A 21,962-nucleotide genomic window follows, 5' to 3' on the forward strand; every position below is an offset into this window, starting at 1 on the left:
CGAGAGGGTCAGGACACCGGCGGCAGGTCGATCTGGTCGCTGCGCCGCACGCCCTCGGTCATCTGTCGGCACAGGCGCAGGAACTCGCGCATGCCGGTGGCCAGGTACTTGTGGCGGTGCCAGATGAAGGCGAACTGGCGGCTCAGATCAAGCTCCGGCGTGGGAATCGGCACCAGGCTGCCGCGGCGGAAGGCGTCGCGCAGCGCCAGCTTCGACACGCAGCCGATGCCCAGCCCCGACTCCACCGCCCGCTTGATGCCCTCCGTGTGCTCCAGCTCCAGCAGGATATTGAAGCGCCCGCGGCGGTGGCGGGCGGCCTGCTCCAGGGTGAGCCGGGTACCGGAGCCGCGTTCGCGCATGATCCACGCCTCGTGCAGCAGGCGTTCCAGTTCCACCGGCCCGCGTCCGGCCAGCGGGTGGCGCGGTGAGCAGAACACCGCCAGCTCGTCCTCCACCCACGGCTGGGTGATCACGTTCTCCTCCTCGCAGTGGCCTTCGATCAGCCCCAGGTCCAGCTCATGGTGGCGCACCCGCTCGACGATCTCGCGCGTGTTGCGCACGGAAAGCCGCACCCGGCTGCCGGGGTGGCGCTGCATGAAGTCGCTGATCAGTAGGGTGGCCAGGTAGTTACCGATGGTCAGGGTGGCGCCCACGTCGAGCGAGCCGATGCCCTGTTGGCCATGCAGCAGCTCCTCGATCTCCTCGGCGCGGTCGAGCAGCGCCACCGCCTTGGGCAGCAGCTGAAAGCCCAGCGCGTTGAGCCGCAGGCGCTTGCCTACGCGGTCGAGCAGCTGGCAATCGAACTGGCGCTCCAGCTCGGCCAGGGCGGTGCTGGTGGCAGACTGCGAGAGCGACAGCGCCCGGGCGGCGCGCGAGACGCTTTCATGCTGGGCAACCGCAACGAAGACCTCGAGTTGGCGCAGGGTGAAGTGCATAAAGAACTCGACGTTGATCTATATCAGTAGACTGGATAAAGGTTATCCATACAATCCAATTAACAGATAAACCCTGCGCTCTTATAATGCAAGCAAATCGATTTGCCCTTTGCGTTATTCGAATTTGGAATAGACAGGAGCCGGCATGAGCAAGTTTGCGTTGGAAGAGGTGCTTAGCGTTCATCACTGGAACGACACCCTGTTCAGCTTCCGCACTACCCGCGAGCGCAGCCTGCGCTTCAAGAACGGCCAGTTCGTGATGATCGGCCTCGAAGTGAACGGCAAGCCGCTGATGCGGGCCTACTCCATTGCCAGTCCCAACTACGAGGATCACCTCGAGTTCTTCAGCATCAAGGTGCCCGACGGCCCGCTGACCTCGCGCCTGCAGCACCTCAAGGTGGGCGATCAGATCATGGTCAGCCGCAAGCCCACCGGCACCCTGGTCACCGACGACCTGCTGCCGGGGCGCAACCTCTACTTCCTCTCCACCGGCACCGGCCTGGCACCGTTCATGAGCCTGATCCAGGACCCGGAGGTGTACGAGCGCTACGAGAAGGTGATCCTGGTGCACGGCGTGCGCAGCGTCAGCGAGCTGGCCTATGCCGACTTCATCCAGCAGGAGCTGCCGGCTCACGAATACCTGGGCGACGAGATCCGCGAGAAGCTGGTCTACTACCCCACCGTGACCCGCGAGGCGTTCCACACCATGGGCCGTCTCACCGATCACATTCGCAGCGGCAAGCTGTTCGAGGACACCGGCATCGCACCGATGGACCCCAAGCAGGACCGCGCCATGATCTGCGGCAGCCCGGCGATGCTCGACGAGACCAGCGCCCTGCTGGACGACCTGGGCTTCAACATCTCGCCGCGCATGGGCGAGCCCGGCGATTACGTCATCGAGCGGGCCTTCGTCGAGAAGTAATAAGGGACGCTCGCTCACGTTTCGGTGCTTGCCGAACTTAAAAAAACCACGGCCTCTCGGTCGTGGTTTTTTCCTCCTGCCTGACTAGCGGTTACACCGCATCCTTGCCGGTTTCACCGGTGCGGATGCGGATGACCTGCTCCAGCGGGGTGATGAAGATCTTGCCGTCGCCGATCTTTCCGGTGTTCGCGACCTGGGTAATGGCGTCGATCACCTGTTCGGCCATGTCGTCGTCGATGGCGATCTCCACCTTCACCTTGGGCAGGAAGTCGACCACGTATTCGGCGCCGCGGTAGAGCTCGGTATGGCCCTTCTGGCGGCCGAATCCCTTCACCTCGGTCACGGTGATGCCCTGTACGCCGATTTCCGAGAGCGATTCCCGAACGTCGTCGAGCTTGAACGGCTTGATGATGGCGGTCACCAGTTTCATGGCTTGTCTTCCTTATGGTCGAGCCGGGTGCGGGGCAGCCACCCCGGTCATTCGGTATCGGTTGGTCTCAAGCATACACCGCCCATGGCAGGAAGAAAAGGCTCCCCGCAGGGAGCCTGATAGGTTGCCTTCGGTTACTCGGGGCGTGGCTGGCCGATCGGTGCCGCGGTGGCGTAGCCGCCGGGCTGCGGACGACCGCCGATGCCGCCATAGACCTTGGAAATGCTGAACTCGGGATAGGCTTCCATGCCGCACTCGGTGAGGTCGACCCCTTCGTACTCTTCCTCTGCGCTGACCCGTACGCCCATGGTCGCCTTGAGGATCAGCCATACCGCGAGACTGGCCAGGAACACCCAGGCGAAGATGGCCGCTGCGCCGATGAGCTGAGCACCGAAGGTGGCGTCTGCGTTGGTCAGCGGCACCGCCAGCAGCCCCCACAGTCCCACGACACCGTGCACCGAGATGGCCCCGACCGGGTCGTCGATTCTCAGCTTGTCCAGCGCTACGATGGAGACCACCACGATGGCCCCGCCCACGGCGCCGATCAGGGTGGCGCCCAGCGCCGTGGGTGCCAGCGGTTCGGCGGTGATAGCGACCAGGCCGGCCAGGGCGCCGTTCAGGGACATGGTCAGGTCGGCCTTGCGGAACCACAGCTTGGCCAGGATCAGCGCGGCGATCACGCCGCCTGCCGCCGCGGCGTTGGTGTTGACCAGCACCTGGGCCACGTTGTTGGCGGAATCCACGTCGGATACCTTCAGCTCCGAGCCACCGTTGAAGCCGAACCAGCCCATCCACAGGATGAAGGTGCCCAGGGTGGCCAGCGGCAGGTTGGCGCCCGGAATGGCGTGGATGCTGCCGTCTTTGCCGTACTTGCCCTTGCGCGCACCCAGCACCAGCACCCCGGCGAGGGCAGCTGAAGCGCCGGCCATGTGCACGATGCCGGAGCCGGCAAAGTCGGAGAAGCCCATGGCATCCAGCCAGCCTTCACCCCAGGTCCAGTAGCCTGACACCGGGTAGATGAAACCGGTCATCACGACGGCGAAGGCGAGGAAGGCCCACAGCTTCATGCGCTCGGCCACGGCGCCGGACACGATCGACATGGCGGTGGCCACGAACACCACCTGGAAGAAGTAGTCGGCGCGCATGGAGTAGTAGGGCGCATCCTCACCGCCGGCGGTGACCGCCGCCACGCTGTTCTCTCCTCCGATCAGGAAGCCGAGGCTCGGCAGCAGGCCGCCTTCGCTGCTGGAGTACATGAGGTAATAGCCCACCAGCAGGTACATGGTGCAGGCGATGGCGAACAGGGCGATGTTCTTGGTCAGGATCTCGGCGGTGTTCTTGGCACGCACCAGGCCGGCCTCGAGCATCGAGAAACCGGCCGCCATCCACATCACCAGCACGCCGCACATCAGGAAATAGAAGGTATCGAGCGCATAGCTCAACTCGGCAAGGTCATTCATGGCAGGTCTCCACTCTTGTCATTGCGCTTTTCTGGGGACTGTTACACGGCCTCGGCGCCGCGTTCGCCGGTACGAATGCGGATCACGTCTTCCAGCGGGGTCACGAAGACCTTGCCGTCGCCGATCTTGCCGCTGTTGGCCGCGCTGCAGATCGCGTCCAGCACGCTCTCCAGACGCGAGTCATCCACGGCTACCTCGACCTTCACCTTGGGCAGGAAATCGACCACATACTCGGCGCCACGGTAGAGCTCGGTGTGGCCTTTCTGGCGTCCGAAGCCTTTCACCTCGGTGACGGTAATGCCCTGTACGCCGGTGTCGGCCAACGCCTCACGAACGTCGTCGAGCTTGAAGGGCTTGATAATGGCAGTGATGAGCTTCATCGCGTTTCTCCCTGCGGAACGTGCGGCGCGGATGCCGCCTGGGTACGGTGTACCCTGGCTGTGCGAATGCCATGCCATGATCAAAAAAACTTTATTCAAGACAGGGTATTGCCTGGCATGGGTGGGCCAACTTGGTGCTGGCCTCGACGAGCCGTGCACCAGCATGGTGCTGTCTCGGGGTGCAGGCGCCCCAGCGCGGGGCAGTTGAAGTGCATGCGCCTGGGGTGGGGCTTGCGTATCCTGTAGGCACACGTTCTTGAGAAGGAGAGGTGCACTATGGCGGGTCAAGACCCTATCAGCCGGTTGGCACAGCAGCTCGGCGAGCGGCTTCAGGGAGCCTCGCAGGCACCGGAGGAGATCCAGAAGGGAGTCCAGCAGATCGTACGCGGCGCCTTCGATCGCCTCGAGCTGGTGTCGCGGGAGGATTTCGACATTCTGATGGAAGTGCTGCAGCGCACGCGCATTCGGGTCGAGGCGCTGGAACAGCAGGTGGCCGCGCTGGAAGCGGCGCTGGCGACACGCCACGATGCCGCGCCTGCCACGAGCCAGGCCACTCCCCTGCGGCAGGCCACGATGCCGCTCCGCCGCCGCTCAGCGGCGGCGAGCCGACAGGCGTGGTGGACCCCGCGCCGGGCGGCGCCACGGGCGACCAGAACCGCTGAGCCAGCGTGGAGAGCACCGCCCCGGGAGGTGATATCATCGAGGCCTAATGCATGCCGCTGCGAGGAGCGCATGATGCTGGCCATCGTCACCACTCGGGCCGCCCTGGGGCTCGATGCCCCTGAAGTCCAGGTCGAGGTCCATCTGGCCAACGGCCTGCCGGGCATGACCCTGGTCGGCTTGCCCGAAGCCGCCGTCAAGGAGAGCCGCGAACGGGTGCGCAGCGCCCTCTCCAATGCCGGCTTCGACTTCCCCAACACCCGCCGTATCGTGCTCAATCTGGCGCCCGCCGACCTGCCCAAGGTCGGCGGGCGCTTCGACCTGCCGATTGCCCTGGGCATCCTGACCGCTTCGGGGCAGGTGCCGGCCGAGGCGCTGGAAGGGATCGAAAGCGTCGGCGAACTGGCGCTGGATGGGCGCCTGCGACCGGTCACGGGCGTGCTGCCGCTGGCGCTGGCGGCGCGCAAGGCCGGGCGCAAGCTGATCGTGCCGCGTGAGAACGCCGACGAGGCGGCCCTGGCCGGCGACCTCCAGGTGCTGCCGGCCAGCCATTTGCTGGAGGTGGTCGCTCACCTGCTGGGACAGACGCCGATTGCCGCGCATCGCCTTGCGGCGCCGCCGGCGCCTGCTGCCTGCCTGGGTGATCTGGCCGAGGTGCGCGGCCAGCACCAGGCGCGCCGCGCGCTGGAAATTGCCGCCGCCGGCTCGCACAACCTGCTATTCGCCGGGCCGCCCGGCACCGGCAAGACCATGCTGGCGAGCCGTCTGCCTGGCATCCTGCCTCGCTTGACCGACGACGAGGCGCTGGAGGTAGCCGCCGTGCGCTCGGTGTGCGGGCTGCCGCTGGCCGAGCAGTGGGGCCAGCGCCCCTTCCGCACGCCGCACCATACCGCCAGCGCCGTGGCGCTGGTAGGCGGCGGCTCCTGGCCGCGCCCCGGCGAGATCTCCCTGGCCCACCATGGCGTGCTGTTCCTCGACGAGTTGCCCGAGTTCAGCCGTCATGTGCTGGAGGTCATGAGGGAGCCCATGGAGTCAGGTCAGATTTTCATCTCGCGGGCCAATCACGAGCGGCGATTCCCGGCTCGCTTCCAGCTGGTCGCGGCCATGAATCCCTGCCCCTGCGGGCACCTGGGCGATCCGCGCCAGGCCTGCCAGTGCACCGCGGCCCAGATCCAGCGCTACCAGTCGCGCCTTTCCGGGCCGCTGCTCGACCGCATCGACCTGCAGGTGGAGGTACCGGCGCTGCCGCCGGAGCAGCTCACCTCGCAGCAGGCCGGTGAGAGTTCGGCCGAGGTGCGTACCCGGGTGCTGGCGGCGCGCGAGCGCCGGTATGCGCGCGGGGCGCTCAACGCTCACCTGGGCGGGCGAGAGCTGGAGACGGCCTGTGCCCTGTCGTCGGCCGATCGCGCCTGGCTGGCCGGCGTGCTAGAACGCCTGCGCCTCTCGGCGCGCGCCTATCATCGCGTGCTGCGGGTGGCGCTGACCGTGGCCGACCTGGCGGCCAAGCCCCATCCGGAGCGCGGCGAGCTAATGGAGGCGATCGGCTACCGGCAGTTGGATCGCCAGCTGCGCCAGGGCTGAGCCGCCGCTACGGTGCGGTGGCGTCGAAGGCGCCCTCGATCTCGGTCTGCCACACGGCCTCGTCGGCATCGGGCCGATGGAGGGCGAGCGTCAGGCGGTAGGGCAGCAGGTCGCGATCGGAGAGCACCAGGCGCGGGGCGGTGGCGTCCAGCCGGCTTTCCAGCCGCCACTGGTGACCGCCGCTCTGCCCGGCCATGGCGGGGCGCCAGTCGAGCACCTGGGGGCCGGGCGATACGCTCAGCAGGCTGCGCGTCAAGGATTCCAGGAACCGACCGCTGTCGATCTCGAGCGTCTGGTCGACTTGCGGGTAGGCCAGCAGCAGCACCTGGCCGTCGGGCGGTTGCAGGGCTTCCACGTTCACTACATGCTCGGCGGCACGCTGGCTGAGGTTGTGCAGGGCGCGGCGAATCGGGTCGGGTTCGGGCGGCTGGGCGGCGCAGCCGGCCAGCACCAGCGCCAGCAGCAGGGTGGCAGGCTTCCTCATTGGCAGGGTTCGCTCGGCGTAGTGGGAGCCATGCCGAGCTCCAGCTCGGCAATGAAGTCGTCCAGGGCCGTGAACAGGGCCGCGCGAATCGGCGCGGCCTCGTTGACCAGGTGATGGCGGGCCTCCGGGTGGCGATGGATATGCGCCTTGGGAAACTTGCGTTCCAGTACGCCGAGGTTCCACTCCCAGTCCACGGTCAGGTCCTGCTCGCCCTGCAGGATCAGCGTGGGCACGTCGCAGGGCGGCAGGGCCAGCAGTTGAGGCATCCAGCGGCGCATGGCGCTGACCCAGCCCAGCGACAAGTGCTCGGGCTGCAGCGGGTCGTGCTCGCGCAGGAAGGCGGCGAAGTCGGCGTCGTTGGAGTTGGGTCGAAAACGCCTGGGCAGGCTGCTGACGAATGGCTCCACCAGCAAATGCAGCAGGCTCGACTGCGGCCAGTTGGTCGGCCTGACCAGCGGGGCCAGCAGCGCCAGACCGGCCCAGTGATTGGCATCCGGGCGGCTCAGCGCATCGGTGGCCAGGATGGCCGCCCCGGTGCTCTGGCCGATGCCGAGCCAGGGCTGCGGCGCCAGGTCGTGGGCCAGCAGGTGGCGCTGCAGCGCATGCAGGCACTCGCCGTACTCGGCGAAGTCGTCGATGCAGGCCCGCCGGCCGCTGGACAGGCCGTGGCCGGGCAAGTCCCATAGCACCACCCGCCAACCGCGCTCCAGCAGCAGCTGCAGCAGGTGGCCGTAGAGCCCCAGGTGATCATAGTAGCCGTGCACCACGAAGGCGGTGCCGATGGCCTGGGCCGGGCTCCAGATCTGGGTCCAGAGCTGATAGCGCGGGGTGTCGAGGTAGCCCACGTAGAGCCCGACATGCTCGGAGAGCAGCGGTGCCAGCCCGTAGTGCTGCAGGTAGTCGGAGAGCAGGGGCTCGGCCGTGCCGAAGGGGGCGATCGGCCCTAGCGCCTGCAGGGCGGTGAAGTCGGTCATGACATCCTCCAGCGGCGTGGTCGACGCCCGGCGACCCGGAGCATGAAGGCAGTATAGCGGGCAGCCATGCGTGTCCTGTTCCTTGTCGAAGCGATCCTGGGTGCCTGGCTGAGGGACAGGCAATATCTAAACCCTTTGTCTAGTATGGGGAGACGTGTGCTGGGTTTACATATGGAACAGTTTTCCACAAAATTGCTCCATATCGCAGTGGTTTCATCCCCACGACCCGAAGAATGGCGGTGGATGGATAGCCGCTATCCGTCTTCCCGCATCAGGAGAGTTTCCATGTCCCAACGCGTGACCCGCCATCGCCTTCAGGTGGCCGCCGAGCTGGACCGCTTCCTCAACGACCAGGCCCTGCCGGGCACCGGCCTCGATGCCGAGAGCTTCTGGGCTGGCGTCGACGCCATCTTCCATGATCTGACACCAAAGAATCGGGAATTGCTCGCCGAGCGCGACCGCCTGCAGGAACAGCTGGACGGCTGGCACCGCGAGAACCCCGGTCCGGTGCGCGATATGAGCGCCTACCGCGGCTTCCTGAAGGAAATCGGCTATCTGGTCGAGGCACCGGCGCAGGTCACCGTTTCCACCGCCAACGTCGACCGCGAAGTGGCCATTCAGGCCGGCCCGCAGCTGGTGGTGCCGGTCAGCAACGCCCGCTATGCGCTGAACGCCGCCAACGCACGCTGGGGCAGCCTCTACGATGCGCTCTACGGCACCGACGCCATCTCCGAGGCGGACGGCGCCGAAAAGGGCGCCGGCTACAACCCCAAGCGCGGCGAGAAAGTCATCGCCTACGCCCGTGACGTGCTCGACCAGGCGGCACCGCTGGCCAGCGGCTCTCACCGCGATGCCGTCAAGTACGCGCTGCGCGATGGTCGCCTCGCGGTTACCCTGGCCGACGGCAGCGAGAGCGAGCTCAAGGCGCCGGGCCAGCTGGTCGGCTTCATCGGTGACGTGGCCAGCCCCGAGTCCCTCCTGCTCTGCAACAATGGCCTGCACCTGGAGATCCAGCTTGATCCCAGCCACCCGATCGGCAAGACCGATCCGGCCGGCGTCAAGGACCTGCTGGTCGAGGCCGCGCTGACCGCGATCATGGACTGCGAGGACTCCGTGGCGGCGGTCGACGCCGAGGACAAGGTCGGCGTCTATCGCAACTGGCTGGGCCTGATGAAAGGCGACCTGGCCGAGGAAGTCGCGAAAGGCGGCAAGACCTTTACCCGTCGTCTGCATGGCGACCGCAGCTACACCACGCTGGATGGCGGCAGCCTGACCCTGCCGGGCCGCTCGCTGATGTTCGTGCGCAACGTCGGCCACCTGATGACCACCCCGGCGGTGCTCGACGCCGACGGCAACGAGCTGCCCGAGGGCATCCTCGACGGCATCGTCACCAGCCTGCTGGCGCTGCACGACCTGAAGAAGAGCGAGAACGACCCGCGCAACTCGCGCAGCGGCTCGGTCTACATCGTCAAGCCGAAAATGCACGGGCCGAAGGAAGTCGCCTTCGCCAACGAGCTGTTCGGTCGCGTCGAGGACCTGCTGGGCCTGGCCCGTGACACGCTCAAGATGGGCATCATGGACGAGGAGCGGCGCACTTCGGTCAACCTCAAGGCGTGTATCGCCGAGGCCTCCTCGCGCGTGGTGTTCATCAACACCGGCTTCCTCGACCGCACCGGCGACGAGATGCATACCGCCATGGAGGCGGGCCCGATGATCCGCAAGGGCGACATGAAGAATGCCGCCTGGATCGGCGCCTACGAGCGCAACAACGTGCTGGTCGGCCTGGCCTGCGGCCTGCGCGGCCGCGCCCAGATCGGCAAGGGCATGTGGGCCATGCCGGACCTGATGGCGGCCATGCTCGAGCAGAAGATCGGCCACCCCAAGGCCGGCGCCAATACCGCCTGGGTGCCGTCGCCCACTGCCGCCACGCTGCATGCACTGCACTACCACCAGGTCGACGTCGCCGCCCTCCAGCGCGAGCTGGAAGCCCAGAGTGAGCCCGGCCTGTTGGAAGAACTCCTCGACGGCCTGCTCACCGTGCCGGTGGCCGAGAAGGTGGAGTGGAGCGACGAAGCGATCCAGCAGGAGCTGGACAACAACTGCCAGGGCATCCTCGGCTACGTGGTGCGCTGGGTCGAGCACGGCGTGGGCTGCTCCAAGGTACCGGACATTCACGACGTGGGCCTGATGGAAGACCGCGCCACGCTGCGCATCTCCAGCCAGCACATCGCTAACTGGCTGCATCACGGCGTGGTCGACGCCGAGCGCGTGCAGAAGACCCTGGAACGCATGGCCAAGGTGGTCGACGAGCAGAACGCCGGCGACCCGACCTATACCGCCATGAGCGCCGACTTCGCCGCCTCCACCGCGTTCAAAGCCGCCAGCGACCTGATCTTCAAGGGCCGCGTGCAGCCCTCCGGCTACACCGAGCCGCTGTTGCACCACTGGCGTGCCGTGCACAAGGCCAAGTAAGACGTCGTAAAAGGCGTCGAGACAGGCCCTCACGTCACTCCTAGGCGTCGTAGCGCCCCGGGTATCCGCCCGGGGCGCTTTGGGTTATGTTGATGCCACCCTGACAGTCACCCTCCAACCGCATCCACAAGGAGCCCGCCGATGACCGTGATGACCGCTGCCGCCATCGAGGAATTTCTCGACGAAGTCTTTCCCCAGCGTGCAGGCACCATCGAGGCGGTCGATCACATGCGGGCAACCATGAGCCTGGCCATCGAGGACGAGCACCTGCGGCCCGGCTCCAGCGTCTCCGGCCCCACCATGATGGGCCTGGCCGATGTCTGCCTCTACGTGGCCATCCTGGCGCAGATCGGTCCCGAGCCGATGGCCGTGACCACCGACCTCAACTGCCACTTTTTGCGCCGCGCCCGCGGCGATCGCGACCTGATTGCCAATGCACGCATCATCAAGCTGGGCCGCCGCCTGGCGGTGGGCGAGGTGCAGCTGTTCTCCTCCGGTGACGAGCGCCCGGTGGCCCATGTCACCGCCACCTACGCCATTCCCGACGCCGACTAGCCCCGTCTGGTGCGTCACTCAGCCCGGTCGCGCAGGGCGCAGAGGGCAAGCGCCAGCCAGCCGCCGATCAACAGCACCCCGCCGAGCGGGGTGATCATGCCCAGGCCGCGTGCGCCGCTCAGCGCCATGGCGTAGAGCGAGCCGGAGAACAGCACGATCCCGGCCGTCCACAGCCCCAGCACCAGGACCTGGCCTCGCCGGGGCCGCACGCTGCGCCAGGCCAGCACGCCGAGCATCGCCAGGGTGTGCCACATCTGATAGCGCACGCCGGTCTCGAAGGCGGCCAGCAGCCGTGCCGGCAGCGCGCCCTGCAGGGCATGCGCGGCGAAGGCGCCGGCCACCACCGCCAGCGCGCCCGACAGCGCCGCCAGGCTCCACCATCCGCGCTCGTGCATTCGGTCTTCTCCTGTGGATTGGGTTGGCCGCCTAACGTACCGCGGGGGCGCGAAGGGGCTACAATATCGGCCCACGACACTCGTCAACCTGGAGAAGACGCCATGCAGATCCAGCTCAACGGCGAGGCCCGCGACCTTGCCCTGGCCTCACCGTGGCGCAGTTGATCGACACCCTTGGTCTGGCCGGGCGGCGTATCGCGGTCGAGCGCAACGAGGAGATCGTGCCCAGAAGCGAGCACGCCACCACCTGCTTGGCCGACGGTGACCGCATCGAGATTGTGCACGCCATCGGGGGCGGCTGACCGCGCGTGCCAACGCAGCCCGACCCTTTCCCGACCCAGAACAAAGGCCCTAGCGATGACAGATTACTTCCAGGACCAGCCGCTGCGGATTGCCGGCCATACCTTCACCTCTCGCCTGCTGGTGGGTACCGGTAAGTACAAGGACTTCGACGAGACGGCCGAGGCCATTGCCGCTTCGGGCGCCGAGGTCGTCACTTTCGCCGTGCGCCGTACCAACCTGGGCCAGGAGGCCGGCCCCAACCTGCTCGACGTGGTGCCGCCGGAGCGCTTCACCCTGCTGCCCAACACCGCCGGCTGCTACACCGCCAAGGACGCCGTGCGCACCTGCAAGCTGGCCCGCGAGCTGCTCGACGGCCACAAGCTGGTCAAGCTCGAGGTGCTCGGCGACGACTCGACCCTCTACCCCAACGTGGTCGAGACGCTCAAGGCGGCCGAGGAGCTGATCCGCGACGGTTTCGACGTGATGGTCTACACCAGCGACGATCCCATCGTGGCCCAGGAGCTGGAACGTCTGGGCTGCTGCGCGATCATGCCGCTGGGCTCGCTGATCGGCTCCGGCCACGGCATCCAGAACCCGCACAACATTCGCCTGATCATCGAGCAGGCGGGCGTGCCGGTGCTGGTGGATGCCGGCATCGGCACCGCCTCCGACGCCGCCATGGCCATGGAGCTGGGCTGCGACGGCGTGCTGATGAACTCCGCCATCGCCCATGCGCGCCAGCCGCTGCTGATGGCCAGCGCCATGAAGAAGGCCGTCGAGGCCGGGCGCGAGGCGTTCCTCGCCGGGCGCATGCCGCGCCGTCAGAGCGCCGATCCTTCCTCTCCCTTTGCCGGCCGCATCAACGGCTGAACCACCGGAGTCGCAACCAATCCATGAGTGACCCGCAACGCGATACCCCCACCACCGGCCCGGAAGGGCCGGATGCCCCGCTGCATCGCCGCGGCATCAAGAGCTACGTGCTGCGCGCCGGGCGCATGACCCAGGCCCAGACCCGCGGCCTGGACGAGGTCTGGCCGCGGCTGGGTCTGACCCTGGCCGAAGGCCGCCAGGATCTCGACGCGCTGTTCGGGCGCCGGGCGCCGCGGGTGGTGGAGGTGGGCTTCGGCATGGGGGGCTCGCTGATCGAGCAGGCTGAGACCCACCCCGACACCGACTTCATCGGCATCGAGGTGCACGCCCCGGGCGTCGGCAAGCTGCTCGACGAGGCCGACAAGCGCGGCTTGACCAACCTGCGGGTCTATCGCGAGGACGCCCTGGCGGTGCTCGAGCAGTGCCTGCCGGAGGCCAGCATCGATACCCTGCAGCTGTTCTTCCCCGACCCTGGCCGAAGAAGAAGCACCACAAGCGGCGCATCGTCCAGCCTGCCTTCGTCGCGCTGATTCGTACGCGGCTCAAGCCCGGCGGCACGCTGCACATGGCTACCGACTGGCAGGCCTACGCGGAGTGGATGGCCGAGGTGATGGAGGCCGCGCCAGGCTACGCCAATACCGCCACGGCCGAGACGAGCCCCTATGTGCCGCGCCCGGACTTCCGACCGCTGACCAAGTTCGAGGCGCGCGGCGAGCGTCTTGGTCACGGCGTGTGGGACCTGATCTACCGGCGCACCGAGTCGTGCGGCTAGACTCGCTTGCCACGGCCCGCTTCGGCGGGCCGTGTCGTCATTAGGGGGCAAGCGGGGCAGCAATGAGGGGGCGAAGTGAAGAAACAAAAAAACGCCCTCGTGGAGGGCGCAGGCAAGACCCTGCCCGGGAAAGAGCAGCAATGAGGGGCGAAGTGAAGAAACAAAAAAAACGCCCTCGTGGAGAGCGCAGGCAAGACCCTGCCCGGGAAAGAGCAGCAATGAGGGGGCGAAGTGAAGAAACAAAAAACGCCCTCGTGGAGGGCGCAGGCAAGACCCTGCCCGGGAAAGAGCAGCAATGAGGGGCGAAGTGAAGAAACAAAAAAACGCCCTCGTGGAGGGCGCAGGCAAGACCGTGACTAGCAATGAGGGGGAGAAACCATATAGGGACGCTGGCACGTTCCCCTATGGGGTGGCGGCTCATCAACGCCACTCTTTCAATGTAAGTCATTCTCATTAGATCGTCAACACGAATGCGAACGTTTTTTATTTCAGTTTCCAGCGAAATGCAGCCACAGCGGCAGGGTGGCCATGGCGAGCAGGGTCTGGCCGGTGATCAGTGCAGCCATCAGCTCGGCATCGCCGCCCAGCTGGCGCGCCAGGATATAGGCGGAGGTGGCAGTGGGCAGGGCGGCGAACAGCAGCGCCACGTCCCGGCTCACCGGGTCGAGCCCCAGCAGCAGGGCGATCGCCACCACCAGCGCGGGCATCAGCCCCAGCTTGAGCAGGTTGGCCGTCCACACCGCACGATCGAGCCGCAGCAGCGCCTGGGGCGCAGCGCCACCCCCACTGCTACCAGCCCCAGCGGCAGCGCGGCGCGCCCCAGCAGCTCCACGGCGGAGCCGCTCCAGCCGGGTAGGCCGATGTCGGCCAGGTTCAGGCCGATGCCGATCAGGCAGGCAAGGATCAAGGGGTTGCGCACCAGTGCCGCCAGGCTCCTGCCCAGGCTTGAAGGGCCGAGCGTGCCGGCGCCGATGAAGCTGGCCACGCACAGCACGTTCACCACCGGCACCATCAGCGCCACCGCCACGGCGGCCACGGTGGCGCCGGCGGTGCCGTGCAGGGCGGCGGCGCCTGCCACGCCGACGTAGGTGTTGAAGCGCAGTGCGCCCTGAAATACTGAGGTGAACGCGGCACCCTCGAGGCCCAGCCGCCGCTGCACCGACCACAGTAGGGCGGCGAAGATCACCAGACTCCCGAGTAGGGCTACGGCCAGGCGCACCACCGGCACCCCGGCCATGTCGGCGGTGGCCAGCGTGGCGACCAGCATGGCGGGAAACAGCACGAAATAGATCAGGCGCTCGAGCTGGGCCCAGAAGGTGGCGTCCGGCTCGCGCAGGCGGCCCAGGGCCACCCCGAGCAGAATCAGCAAGAACAGTGGCCCCAGCGCAGCGGATACCCCTTCCATCATTCCTCCTCAAGTCGGTGACTGGCGGCAAGTTGCCTGGCGATGCCTGCGACATTCCTTCCTCGGTTGACGCCAGGCAAATGCGGTAAGCTTACCCGTTAATTCACCGTACTGGAGTAGCGCTGCGGCGATGAGCCCGACTTCCCGTTTCGACCCCCATGTGTCCCGCTTCCCGGGGATGGCCTTGATGAAGCTGGCGACCCTGCTGGCCCTGGGGGTCGCTTTCTGGTACCTGGCCTCGCACCTGCTGCGCGACGAGCAGGCGGTCACCTGGGCGCCTGCCGAGGCGCCTTGCGACCTGCGCCAGGGCCCTGCATGGCCGAACTGGGCGATGGAGTGCGGCTACACTTCAGCATCGAGGCGGCGGCTGGCATTGCCGCCCTGGAACCGCTAACGTTGAGCGTTCGATTGGAAGGTGCTGACGCCGAGGCTGCGCATGTCGACTTCGTCGGGCGCGACATGAACATGGGGCTGCATCGCTTCCGCCTCGACGCACAGAGCGACGATCTCTTCCAGGGGCTCGCTCAGGTGCCCATCTGCACGAACACCACCATGCCCTGGCAGGCGCAGGTGGTGGTGGATACCGAGCGGGGGCGGCTGGGGAGCCGGTTCGATTTTCTCGTGGAACGGAGCATGCCATGAAGCGACAGGCAATCGGCTGGGTATTCGGTGCCTTGGTGCTGCTGGTGGTTGCCGGTGGCCTGGCCTGGTACCAGCAGCTCACGGGCGAGCCCGAGGGGCCACGCGGCGGGCCGGTGGAACTGGATTCGACCGCTGGGCCGTTCTCGCTCGACCAGCTCGACGAGGACCAGCTGGCGGTGCTCTTTTTCGGCTACACCTACTGTCCCGACGTATGCCCGATGAGCATGGCGGTGATACGTCAGGTCATGCAGGAGCTCGACGAGGCGCAGCGCCGCCGCGTGGTGCCGGTGATGATCACGGTCGATCCGGCGCGTGACACCGTGGAGCGCCTGACCCAGTATGTGGGCTTCTTCGGCGAGGACTTCATCGGCGCTACCGGCACCGAGGCACAGCTGGCGGAGCTGGCGGCGCGCTACGGCGTGGTCTATCGCCGGGTGGAGACGCCGGAATCGGCCATGCCCTACACGGTCGATCACAGCTCTTCGCTCTATCTGGTCGACCGGCACGGGCGCATACGCCAGCGCGTGCTCTACTCGCCCACCCCTTCCCCTGCAGTCGGCGCTGGAAAACGAACTGGCCCGCGGTTGAACCGCGGGCCAGTCGAGTCGGGTCACGAACTCCCTCAGGGCGCGGCCGGCGCCTCCAGGCGCTCGATCATCGCCATCAGGGCGCGCACCTGCACCCCTTCGCGGGTGTCGTGCAGGGGTCGAGCTGCCAGGTGCTTTCGGCAAACCCCCACCAGTCCCAGCAGCCCTGGGGGTTGGCCAGGCTGGTGCCGGCCTGCGGGTAGAGCACCACGCGGTGGTTGGCGCTCGCCCACTCGTTCAGCCCGCTATGCCGCACGAAGGCCTCGTCGATCTGCTCGTGGGCCATGCCGCAGCCGTGCAGGGCGACAGTGAGATCACAGCCGCCCGCCTCGCACGCTTCGGGAATCCATACATAGCCGACCGGCCCGAGCCCCCGTGCGGGAAAATCGGACTGATCGAAGGCCAGCAGGCTGCCTTCGCTTGCCGCGCCCGTGCTGGGCGGCGTCAGCCCGCCATGCAGCCACTGCAGCGCCTCGCCGGCGATGTCCTGCCCACACGCCAGCAGGTGGGTGCCGCCGCCGGTACGACACTGGGCAAGCCAGGTCGGCGGGATGCGCTCGTCGGTGCGCACGGGCCAGCCGTGACCGATATCGGGCGCCAGCACGAATTCGAGCTGGTCGGCGGGGTTGGTCAACCAGTCGGCCAGCTGTTCGGCCAGCGCCCTGCCCAGGGCCGGCGCCACGACACCGTCGTCATCGCCATGCCACACGTAGGCGCGCAGCTCGGCCAGATCCATGGCTTCGCCCACCAGGCCCCGTGCCTGGTAGTCGCGCAGGCGACGGTTGAGGACGTCGAGCTCCGGCGGGCCGCGTCGGGTGCCCATGCACTGGGCCAGGGCGCGCCCCAGGCCGCCCTGGGCGCAGCTCCAGGGTCCGGCCGCCAGCACGGCCAGCCCTTCGAAGCGGTCGGGCCAGGCCACCGCCAGCTGGGTGGCCATGTAGCCTCCGGACGAGACGCCGATCACGCTGATGGCCTCATTGGAGGTTCCCAGGCGTGGCAGGTCCGCGGGGGTGGCGTCGGCCAGGGCGGCGGTGGGCAGCAGCAGGGCGGCGGTAGCAAGCGCGACAGAAGCGTGCATGGCCGGCGCTCAGTCCATCACGTCGAGCAGCTCGACGCGGAACACCAGCGTCTCGTTGGGGCCGATCGGACCCTGGCCCTGGGCGCCGTAGCCAAGCTCGGGCGGAATGAAGAGCATCCAGGTGTCGCCCACGCTCATCAGCTGCAGCGCTTCCTGCCAGCCTTCGATCACCTGATCCACGCGGAAGCTGACCGGCTGGCCACGCTCGAAGGAGCTGTCGAAGACCGTGCCGTCGACCAGGGTGCCCTCGTAGTGCACCGCCACGTGGGAGGAGGGCCCGGGCTGTTCGCCGTCGCCGCTCTCCAGCACTTCGTACTGCAGCCCCGAGCCGGTGGTGGTGACCTCGTCACGCGCTTGGTTTTCTTCCAGGAACGCCTTGCCCTCGGCCAGGTTGGCCTCGGCCATCTCCTGCATCTCGGCCTGGCGTGCGGCTATCGTCGCTTGCTGGAAGCGGCTGAGCGTGTCGGCCATTTCCTCGGTGTCCATGGCCAGCTCGTTGTCTTCGATGATGTCGCGAATCGCCGCGGCGAAGGCGTCGACATCCAGCTCGGGGTACTCCTGGGCGATGCTCTGCCCGTAGGCGATGCCGAGGCTGTAACTGAGGCGCTCGTTCTCGCTTTCCGGCGCGGCCAGCGCCGGCGGCGCCGCTGCCATCAGCGCGACCAGGGAAGCGGAAGTCAGCAGTGTCTTCATGCGGAGTCCTATTGGTGAGGCGTTGGGCCTTGCTAGCTTACAGGCAGTACTCGGACTCTATCAGGGCCCAACCGGTTCCGCATCCGAGCGATTGCCGCAGCCCCTCGGCTACACCACCAGGGTGGGGCAGTAGGCCGAGCCGGCCACCCGTTGCGCCACGCTGCCCAGCAGCAGGCTCTTTTCACCGTTGGTGCCCTGGGCGCCGATCACGATCAGGTCGCACTCGCGCTTGAGTGCGAAGCGCACGATGGTGCGCGACGGGCGCCCACCCTTGACAAAGGCGCGCAGCCGGGCCGGATCGGCGCCCAGCGCCACGGCCTCGCCCTTGGCGTGCACGGCGATCTCGGTGGCGTACTCCTTGAGGGCGTCGTCCGGAATGTCGAGCTTGTTGGGCCGCACCATGGAAAGCGAGGCCTCCAGCAGGCTGTGGTGCTTGAACACGCACAGGATGTAGATCTCGGCGCCGGTCAGCAGGTGCAGCCCGACCGCCTTTTCCAGCGCCTTCAGGGCGCCTTTCGAACCGTCCACCGGGACCAGCATCCGATTGAACATGGCGATTCTCTCCTCAGCGGGTGGTGGTGCTCATCAGCGGAAGGCCATGTCGCGCAGGAACAGCGCGATCTGCGGGAACATGATGATCAGGGCGGCCGCCAGGATCAGCATGAAGACGAAGGGCGGTGTGCCGCGAATGACCTCCCAGTAGGGTCGCTTGAAGATCGCGATGGCGGTGAAGATGTCGCAGCCGAAGGGTGGCGTTGCCGAGCCTATCGCCACCTGCAGCGTGATCAGCACGCCGACCAGCACCGGGTCGAGCCCGGAGGCGGCGATGGCCGGGGCGAAGATCGGTGTGAGCACCAGGATCACCACGATGGGATCGACGAACATGCAGGCGATGAAGAAGGCCACGCAGATGGCGATCAGCACGCCCACCGGCCCGGCCTCGTTGATGCCGAATGCCTCGAGCAGGGTCTGGGGGATCTGGGCGAAGGAGATGATCCACGAGAAGCCGTTGCCCACCGCCACCAGGATGAACACCACGGCGGTGATCAAGCCGGTGGACTTGGCGATGGTATAGATGTCTGGCAGCTTCAGCGAACGGAAGATCACGAACTCGAGCAGCACGGCATACAGCACGCAGGCCGCGGCGGCCTCGGTGGGGCTGAAAATGCCGCCGTAGATGCCGCCGACGATGAGCACCGGAAAGCCCAGCGGCCAGAGTGCCTTCTGCACCGCGGTGAGGCGCTCGCGCCAGGTCGATTTGGGCTCGGTGGGCACATCCTTGATCACGGCGTAGGCCACGCAGTAGGCAGAGAACATCAGCAGGATCAGCAGGCCGGGGCCGATACCGGCGATGAACAGCTCGCCGATGGAGGTGCCCGAGATGACCCCGTAGATGATCATGCCGATACTCGGCGGAATCAGGAAGGCGATGTCGCTGGAGTTGATGATCAGCGCCAGGGTGAAGGGGTCCTTGTAGCCGGCCTTGAGCATGCGCGGGCGCAGCGGCGAACCCACCGCCACCACGGTGGCCTGGGTAGAGCCGGAAACGGCGCCGAACAGGGTGCAGGAGGCGGCGGTGCTCACCGCCAGCCCGCCCTTGATGTGGCCGACGAAACTCATGACCATGTCGATCAGGCGGTGGGCCGACTGGCCGCGGGTCATGATGTCGGCGGCGAGGATGAACATCGGCACGGCGATCAGCGCCGTGGGCCGGATGCCGCCCATCATCTGCTGGATGAGGGTTTCCATCTGCCCCAGGCCGCCGAAGGTCATGTAGAAGCCGACGAAGGCCGCCGTGGCCAGGGGAATCATCATCGGAAACCCCAGCAGCAGGAGCACGATCATGATGGTGATGATGATGGCTGTCATGGTTGTTATTCCTTTCCCGGCGTCAGACTTCCGTCTCGGTGTCCTTGTAGCCATCGACCACATGGGTCGACAGGTAGACGTCACGCGACGTCAGGTTCTTGAAGGCAGTGAGCAGGTACTGAATGCCGGTGATGGCGAAGCCGATGGGAACCCATAGATAGATCATCCACACCGGGATGCTCAGTGAAGGCAGCACGCGCCCGCGGCTATACAGGGTCTGGATATAGCCGATGGAGTAGTAGCAGAGCACGAACATCACCAGCGCGGTGAACAGGCAGATCAGAATCATCAGGGCGCGCCGGCCGCCGGTGGGCAGGGCGTCGTAGAAGGCCGACATGCGGATATGTCGCCCGTGCCGCGCCGCATAGCCGATCCCGGCGAAGGTGATCATCACGATGAGGATGCGGTTGACCTCCTCGGCGAAATGCAGGCTTTCGCCGAACACGAAACGGCTGATCACGTTGGAGACGGTATTCACGGCCATCAGGATCACGCCGAGCGCCAGGATGGCGGCTTCTGTCTTGCTGATCCAGGTGTCGGCGATACCGAGCGGGCCGGGTAGCGTGGAGCGGTAGTTCTTTTCCGATTCTTCTTCCGTCATGCGACCGGTCTCCTGGGGTGGCTGCCCTGAAGGATGGGTAGCGGTTGTTTCCTGCTGAAAGGGTACGCAACTGAAGCGGGCTGTCGTGCAACGGGCTTCAACGTTGAATGGCCGCAGCTTCGAAGGTCGGCGCAAACGGCAGGGGGCAGCCGGTGGCCACCCCTTGCATGCGCATGCAACAAGCCGCTCGAGGCTTACTCGCCGCCGGACACGGCTTCCAGGTCGGCCTTGAACTGCTCGAGCAGTTCACGGCCGCGATCGCCGGTCATCTCGACGAAGCGCTGCTCGACCTGCGGGGCACGCTCGCGGAAGGCCTGGATCTCATCCTCGTCGAGGCGGGTAACGGTGACCCGATCCGACGACTCCTGGATCTTCTGCAGCGACTCGTCGGCCAGCCCGGAGATATGCTCCATGGTGTGATCGTAGGCGGCCTGGGCCGCATCACGCACCAGCTGCTGCTCCTCCTCGGAGAGGCCGTCGAAGAAGTCCTGGTTGGCCATCATCGCGGTCGTGAACCAGCCATGGCCGGTGAAGACCAGGTGCGGTGACACCTCGTACAAGCCACCCGACTCGATCCAGAAGATCGGGTTCTCCTGGCCCTGGATGATGCCGGTCTGCAGGCCGCCATAGACCTCGCCCCAGGGCAGCGGCGTCGGGGTGGCGCCGAAGGCGCGGTAGGTTTCCGCCAGCAGCGGGTTGGTCATGGTGCGGATGTTCTTGCCGCGCAGGTCTTCGGGGCGGCGGATCGGCTCATCCACGGTGATGACCATCTCGCCTTCCGGGTACATCTTGAGCAGTTCGAGCCCCTGCTCGGCGTAGAGCTCGGGGAACATCTCGTTGATGGCCTGGCTCTCGTCGAAGAACTGCAGCACGGTTTCTTCGTCGGTGGGCAGCAGGTAGGGGATGAAGAAGATCTGGGCTTCGGGGATCAGCGCGCCGGTGAAGCCGGGCGACTGGTTGACGAACTGGAGGATGCCGGCCTGGGTCTGCTCCATGATATCGTCCGATTCACCCAGCTCGCCGAAACGGTAAATCTGAACGGTATTATCGGAGTTTTCCTCGATGTACTCCTTGAAGGCGACGGCGAAAACGTCCTGAACATCACCCTCGAATTCCTCATGCGCGTAACGCCAGTTCGCAGAGTGTGCGGCAGCCGACATGCCGAACAGCAGAGCGCCGATACTGGCAGTGGTCAACAACTGGGTTGCCTTCATTATTATGATCTCCTTACCGGTTTGGCCTGTGAAATGCTCCCATCAGCAGGCGTTAATCAGCCACTTTGGACTGTAAGTCTTTTTCAGGCTAGCGCGCAGGCCTCAGGTGGTCAAGCTGGCATTCCAGCGTTTCAAGCGCCAAAAGTTGTGATTTTTTCTGTAGTTGATAGCGATCTGCGAGGAAATTCGCCAACCTTGCATGAGGGAGAAAATCCAGCCGGGTGGTGGGTTCGAGCGCCATTTGCTGCAGGCGCAGCAGGGCCTCGCGCTCGGCGGCCAGCTCGGCTCGCTGAACCTCGCCACGCACCTTGGCCACACCGGGACGGGCGCGGGCATCGGGCTTCAACCGGCGACGCAGCTCACGCAGCGGTAGGGTGACCTGGCGCTGCCAGCGGTGTACTTCGTCCAGCGCCACGGGCGCTTCGGCCAGGCTCAGCCCGTGCCGATAGAGCCAGGCGTGCCACAGCAGCTCGCAGACATCGAGGCCCGCCTCGTCCTGCAGCAGCAGGCAGGCCGCCTCCACGCCGGGGCGGGCATACAAGGAGAGGGCGAAGTCCCACAGCGGGTCGGCGGCAAGCCCGGCCCGCAGAGACGCCAGGGTTGCGGTAGAATCGTCGCTCATGTTCCGGATGTCGCTGCCGCTGTCTCGATAGCGAGTCTCGCGCCGCGACCGTACCCTTTTATCGCCAGTTGGAGCCTGC

Annotated in this window: 21 protein-coding genes and 5 pseudogenes; 11 read left to right on the plus strand and 15 right to left on the minus strand. The window is 66.5% G+C overall.

Translation table 11 applies throughout. The annotated features are described in order from the left end of the window. Positions 1-8: 8 nt before the first annotated feature. Positions 9-935 (minus strand): LysR family transcriptional regulator, encoded by a 927-nt coding sequence (locus ACUDAL_RS16990; RefSeq protein ID WP_444678958.1) that lies wholly within the window; start codon positions 933-935, stop codon positions 9-11. A gap of 145 nt (positions 936-1,080) precedes the next feature. Here ACUDAL_RS16990 and ACUDAL_RS16995 point away from each other — a divergent pair, with 145 nt between their 5' ends. Beyond that, a complete protein-coding gene (locus tag ACUDAL_RS16995) occupies positions 1,081-1,857 on the plus strand; it encodes a ferredoxin--NADP reductase (RefSeq protein ID WP_444678959.1) in 777 nt (258 codons plus the stop codon). A 91-nt stretch (positions 1,858-1,948) separates the two neighbouring features. Here the strand turns inward: ACUDAL_RS16995 and glnK are convergent, their stop codons facing one another. The 3 genes from glnK to ACUDAL_RS17010 form a co-directional block, all read right to left on the minus strand. Then, the gene (glnK, locus tag ACUDAL_RS17000) at positions 1,949-2,287 is read right to left on the minus strand and encodes a P-II family nitrogen regulator (protein WP_444678960.1); all 339 of its coding nucleotides are present in this window, start codon (positions 2,285-2,287) and stop codon (positions 1,949-1,951) included. Between the two features lie 134 nt (positions 2,288-2,421). Then, positions 2,422-3,747, minus strand: a complete 1,326-nt coding sequence (locus ACUDAL_RS17005) for an ammonium transporter (RefSeq protein WP_444678961.1) — start codon at positions 3,745-3,747, stop codon at positions 2,422-2,424. A gap of 41 nt (positions 3,748-3,788) precedes the next feature. Continuing rightward, positions 3,789-4,127, minus strand: coding sequence for a P-II family nitrogen regulator (locus ACUDAL_RS17010; protein WP_444678962.1), 339 nt, complete (start codon positions 4,125-4,127; stop codon positions 3,789-3,791). Positions 4,128-4,403: 276 nt separating this feature from the next. On the opposite strand from ACUDAL_RS17010, the pseudogene ACUDAL_RS17015 reads away from it, so the two are divergent. Both ACUDAL_RS17015 and ACUDAL_RS17020 read left to right on the plus strand, forming a co-directional pair. Continuing rightward, positions 4,404-4,638: pseudogene (locus ACUDAL_RS17015) on the plus strand (accessory factor UbiK family protein); the annotation flags it as partial. A 221-nt stretch (positions 4,639-4,859) separates the two neighbouring features. After that, positions 4,860-6,368 (plus strand): YifB family Mg chelatase-like AAA ATPase, encoded by a 1,509-nt coding sequence (locus ACUDAL_RS17020; RefSeq protein ID WP_444679423.1) that lies wholly within the window; start codon positions 4,860-4,862, stop codon positions 6,366-6,368. A 7-nt stretch (positions 6,369-6,375) separates the two neighbouring features. Here the strand turns inward: ACUDAL_RS17020 and ACUDAL_RS17025 are convergent, their stop codons facing one another. Then, on the minus strand, positions 6,376-6,852 hold the full coding sequence (locus tag ACUDAL_RS17025) for a hypothetical protein (RefSeq protein WP_444678963.1): 477 nt from the start codon (positions 6,850-6,852) through the stop codon (positions 6,376-6,378). Then, positions 6,849-7,826, minus strand: a complete 978-nt coding sequence (locus tag ACUDAL_RS17030; RefSeq protein ID WP_444678964.1) for an alpha/beta hydrolase — start codon at positions 7,824-7,826, stop codon at positions 6,849-6,851. The genes ACUDAL_RS17025 and ACUDAL_RS17030 overlap by 4 nt, the downstream gene beginning before the upstream one ends. Positions 7,827-8,111: 285 nt before the next feature. On the opposite strand from ACUDAL_RS17030, the gene ACUDAL_RS17035 reads away from it, so the two are divergent. Both ACUDAL_RS17035 and ACUDAL_RS17040 read left to right on the plus strand, forming a co-directional pair. Next, the gene (locus ACUDAL_RS17035; RefSeq protein WP_444678965.1) at positions 8,112-10,298 is read left to right on the plus strand and encodes a malate synthase G; all 2,187 of its coding nucleotides are present in this window, start codon (positions 8,112-8,114) and stop codon (positions 10,296-10,298) included. A 141-nt stretch (positions 10,299-10,439) separates the two neighbouring features. Next, positions 10,440-10,853 (plus strand): PaaI family thioesterase, encoded by a 414-nt coding sequence (locus ACUDAL_RS17040; RefSeq protein WP_444678966.1) that lies wholly within the window; start codon positions 10,440-10,442, stop codon positions 10,851-10,853. Positions 10,854-10,867: 14 nt separating this feature from the next. Here the strand turns inward: ACUDAL_RS17040 and ACUDAL_RS17045 are convergent, their stop codons facing one another. After that, positions 10,868-11,248, minus strand: a complete 381-nt coding sequence (locus ACUDAL_RS17045) for a DUF423 domain-containing protein (RefSeq protein WP_444678967.1) — start codon at positions 11,246-11,248, stop codon at positions 10,868-10,870. 102 nt (positions 11,249-11,350) lie between these two features. On the opposite strand from ACUDAL_RS17045, the pseudogene thiS reads away from it, so the two are divergent. The 3 genes and pseudogenes from thiS (at position 11,351) to trmB (ending at position 13,172) form a co-directional block, all read left to right on the plus strand. Beyond that, positions 11,351-11,550, plus strand: a pseudogene (thiS, locus tag ACUDAL_RS17050) (sulfur carrier protein ThiS). A gap of 55 nt (positions 11,551-11,605) precedes the next feature. Continuing rightward, the gene (locus ACUDAL_RS17055; protein WP_444678968.1) at positions 11,606-12,400 is read left to right on the plus strand and encodes a thiazole synthase; all 795 of its coding nucleotides are present in this window, start codon (positions 11,606-11,608) and stop codon (positions 12,398-12,400) included. A 23-nt stretch (positions 12,401-12,423) separates the two neighbouring features. Continuing rightward, positions 12,424-13,172 (plus strand): annotated as a pseudogene (gene trmB, locus ACUDAL_RS17060) (tRNA (guanosine(46)-N7)-methyltransferase TrmB). 488 nt (positions 13,173-13,660) lie between these two features. On the opposite strand, the pseudogene ACUDAL_RS17065 reads toward trmB, so the two are convergent. Beyond that, positions 13,661-14,577 (minus strand): annotated as a pseudogene (locus ACUDAL_RS17065) (AEC family transporter). 130 nt (positions 14,578-14,707) lie between these two features. On the opposite strand from ACUDAL_RS17065, the gene ACUDAL_RS17070 reads away from it, so the two are divergent. The 3 genes and pseudogenes from ACUDAL_RS17070 to ACUDAL_RS17080 all read left to right on the plus strand — a co-directional run. Next, the gene (locus ACUDAL_RS17070) at positions 14,708-14,971 is read left to right on the plus strand and encodes a hypothetical protein (protein WP_444678969.1); all 264 of its coding nucleotides are present in this window, start codon (positions 14,708-14,710) and stop codon (positions 14,969-14,971) included. Continuing rightward, a complete protein-coding gene (locus ACUDAL_RS17075) occupies positions 14,893-15,219 on the plus strand; it encodes a hypothetical protein (RefSeq protein WP_444678970.1) in 327 nt (108 codons plus the stop codon). The genes ACUDAL_RS17070 and ACUDAL_RS17075 overlap by 79 nt, the downstream gene beginning before the upstream one ends. 218 nt (positions 15,220-15,437) lie before the next feature. Continuing rightward, positions 15,438-15,671 (plus strand): annotated as a pseudogene (locus ACUDAL_RS17080) (SCO family protein); the annotation flags it as partial. Between the two features lie 211 nt (positions 15,672-15,882). Here the strand turns inward: ACUDAL_RS17080 and ACUDAL_RS17085 are convergent. The 7 genes from ACUDAL_RS17085 to ACUDAL_RS17115 form a co-directional block, all read right to left on the minus strand. After that, entirely contained in the window at positions 15,883-16,884 is a 1,002-nt protein-coding gene (locus ACUDAL_RS17085; RefSeq protein ID WP_444678971.1) for a poly(3-hydroxybutyrate) depolymerase, read from the minus strand. A 9-nt stretch (positions 16,885-16,893) separates the two neighbouring features. Next, positions 16,894-17,577 carry an FKBP-type peptidyl-prolyl cis-trans isomerase gene (locus tag ACUDAL_RS17090; protein ID WP_444678972.1) on the minus strand — a complete coding sequence of 228 codons (684 nt, stop codon included), beginning with the start codon at positions 17,575-17,577 and terminating at the stop codon, positions 16,894-16,896. A gap of 108 nt (positions 17,578-17,685) precedes the next feature. Then, the gene (locus tag ACUDAL_RS17095) at positions 17,686-18,129 is read right to left on the minus strand and encodes a universal stress protein (RefSeq protein ID WP_444678973.1); all 444 of its coding nucleotides are present in this window, start codon (positions 18,127-18,129) and stop codon (positions 17,686-17,688) included. A gap of 33 nt (positions 18,130-18,162) precedes the next feature. Beyond that, on the minus strand, positions 18,163-19,446 hold the full coding sequence (locus ACUDAL_RS17100) for a TRAP transporter large permease (protein WP_444678974.1): 1,284 nt from the start codon (positions 19,444-19,446) through the stop codon (positions 18,163-18,165). Between the two features lie 22 nt (positions 19,447-19,468). Further along, the gene (locus ACUDAL_RS17105; RefSeq protein WP_444678975.1) at positions 19,469-20,047 is read right to left on the minus strand and encodes a TRAP transporter small permease; all 579 of its coding nucleotides are present in this window, start codon (positions 20,045-20,047) and stop codon (positions 19,469-19,471) included. A 194-nt stretch (positions 20,048-20,241) separates the two neighbouring features. Then, entirely contained in the window at positions 20,242-21,261 is a 1,020-nt protein-coding gene (locus ACUDAL_RS17110) for a TRAP transporter substrate-binding protein (protein ID WP_444678976.1), read from the minus strand. Between the two features lie 88 nt (positions 21,262-21,349). Next, the gene (locus tag ACUDAL_RS17115; RefSeq protein WP_444678977.1) at positions 21,350-21,883 is read right to left on the minus strand and encodes a TIGR02444 family protein; all 534 of its coding nucleotides are present in this window, start codon (positions 21,881-21,883) and stop codon (positions 21,350-21,352) included. Positions 21,884-21,962: the final 79 nt, after the last annotated feature.

Origin of the sequence: Halomonas sp. E19 (assembly GCF_052439355.1) — a bacterium.
Lineage (GTDB): Bacteria > Pseudomonadota > Gammaproteobacteria > Pseudomonadales > Halomonadaceae > Halomonas.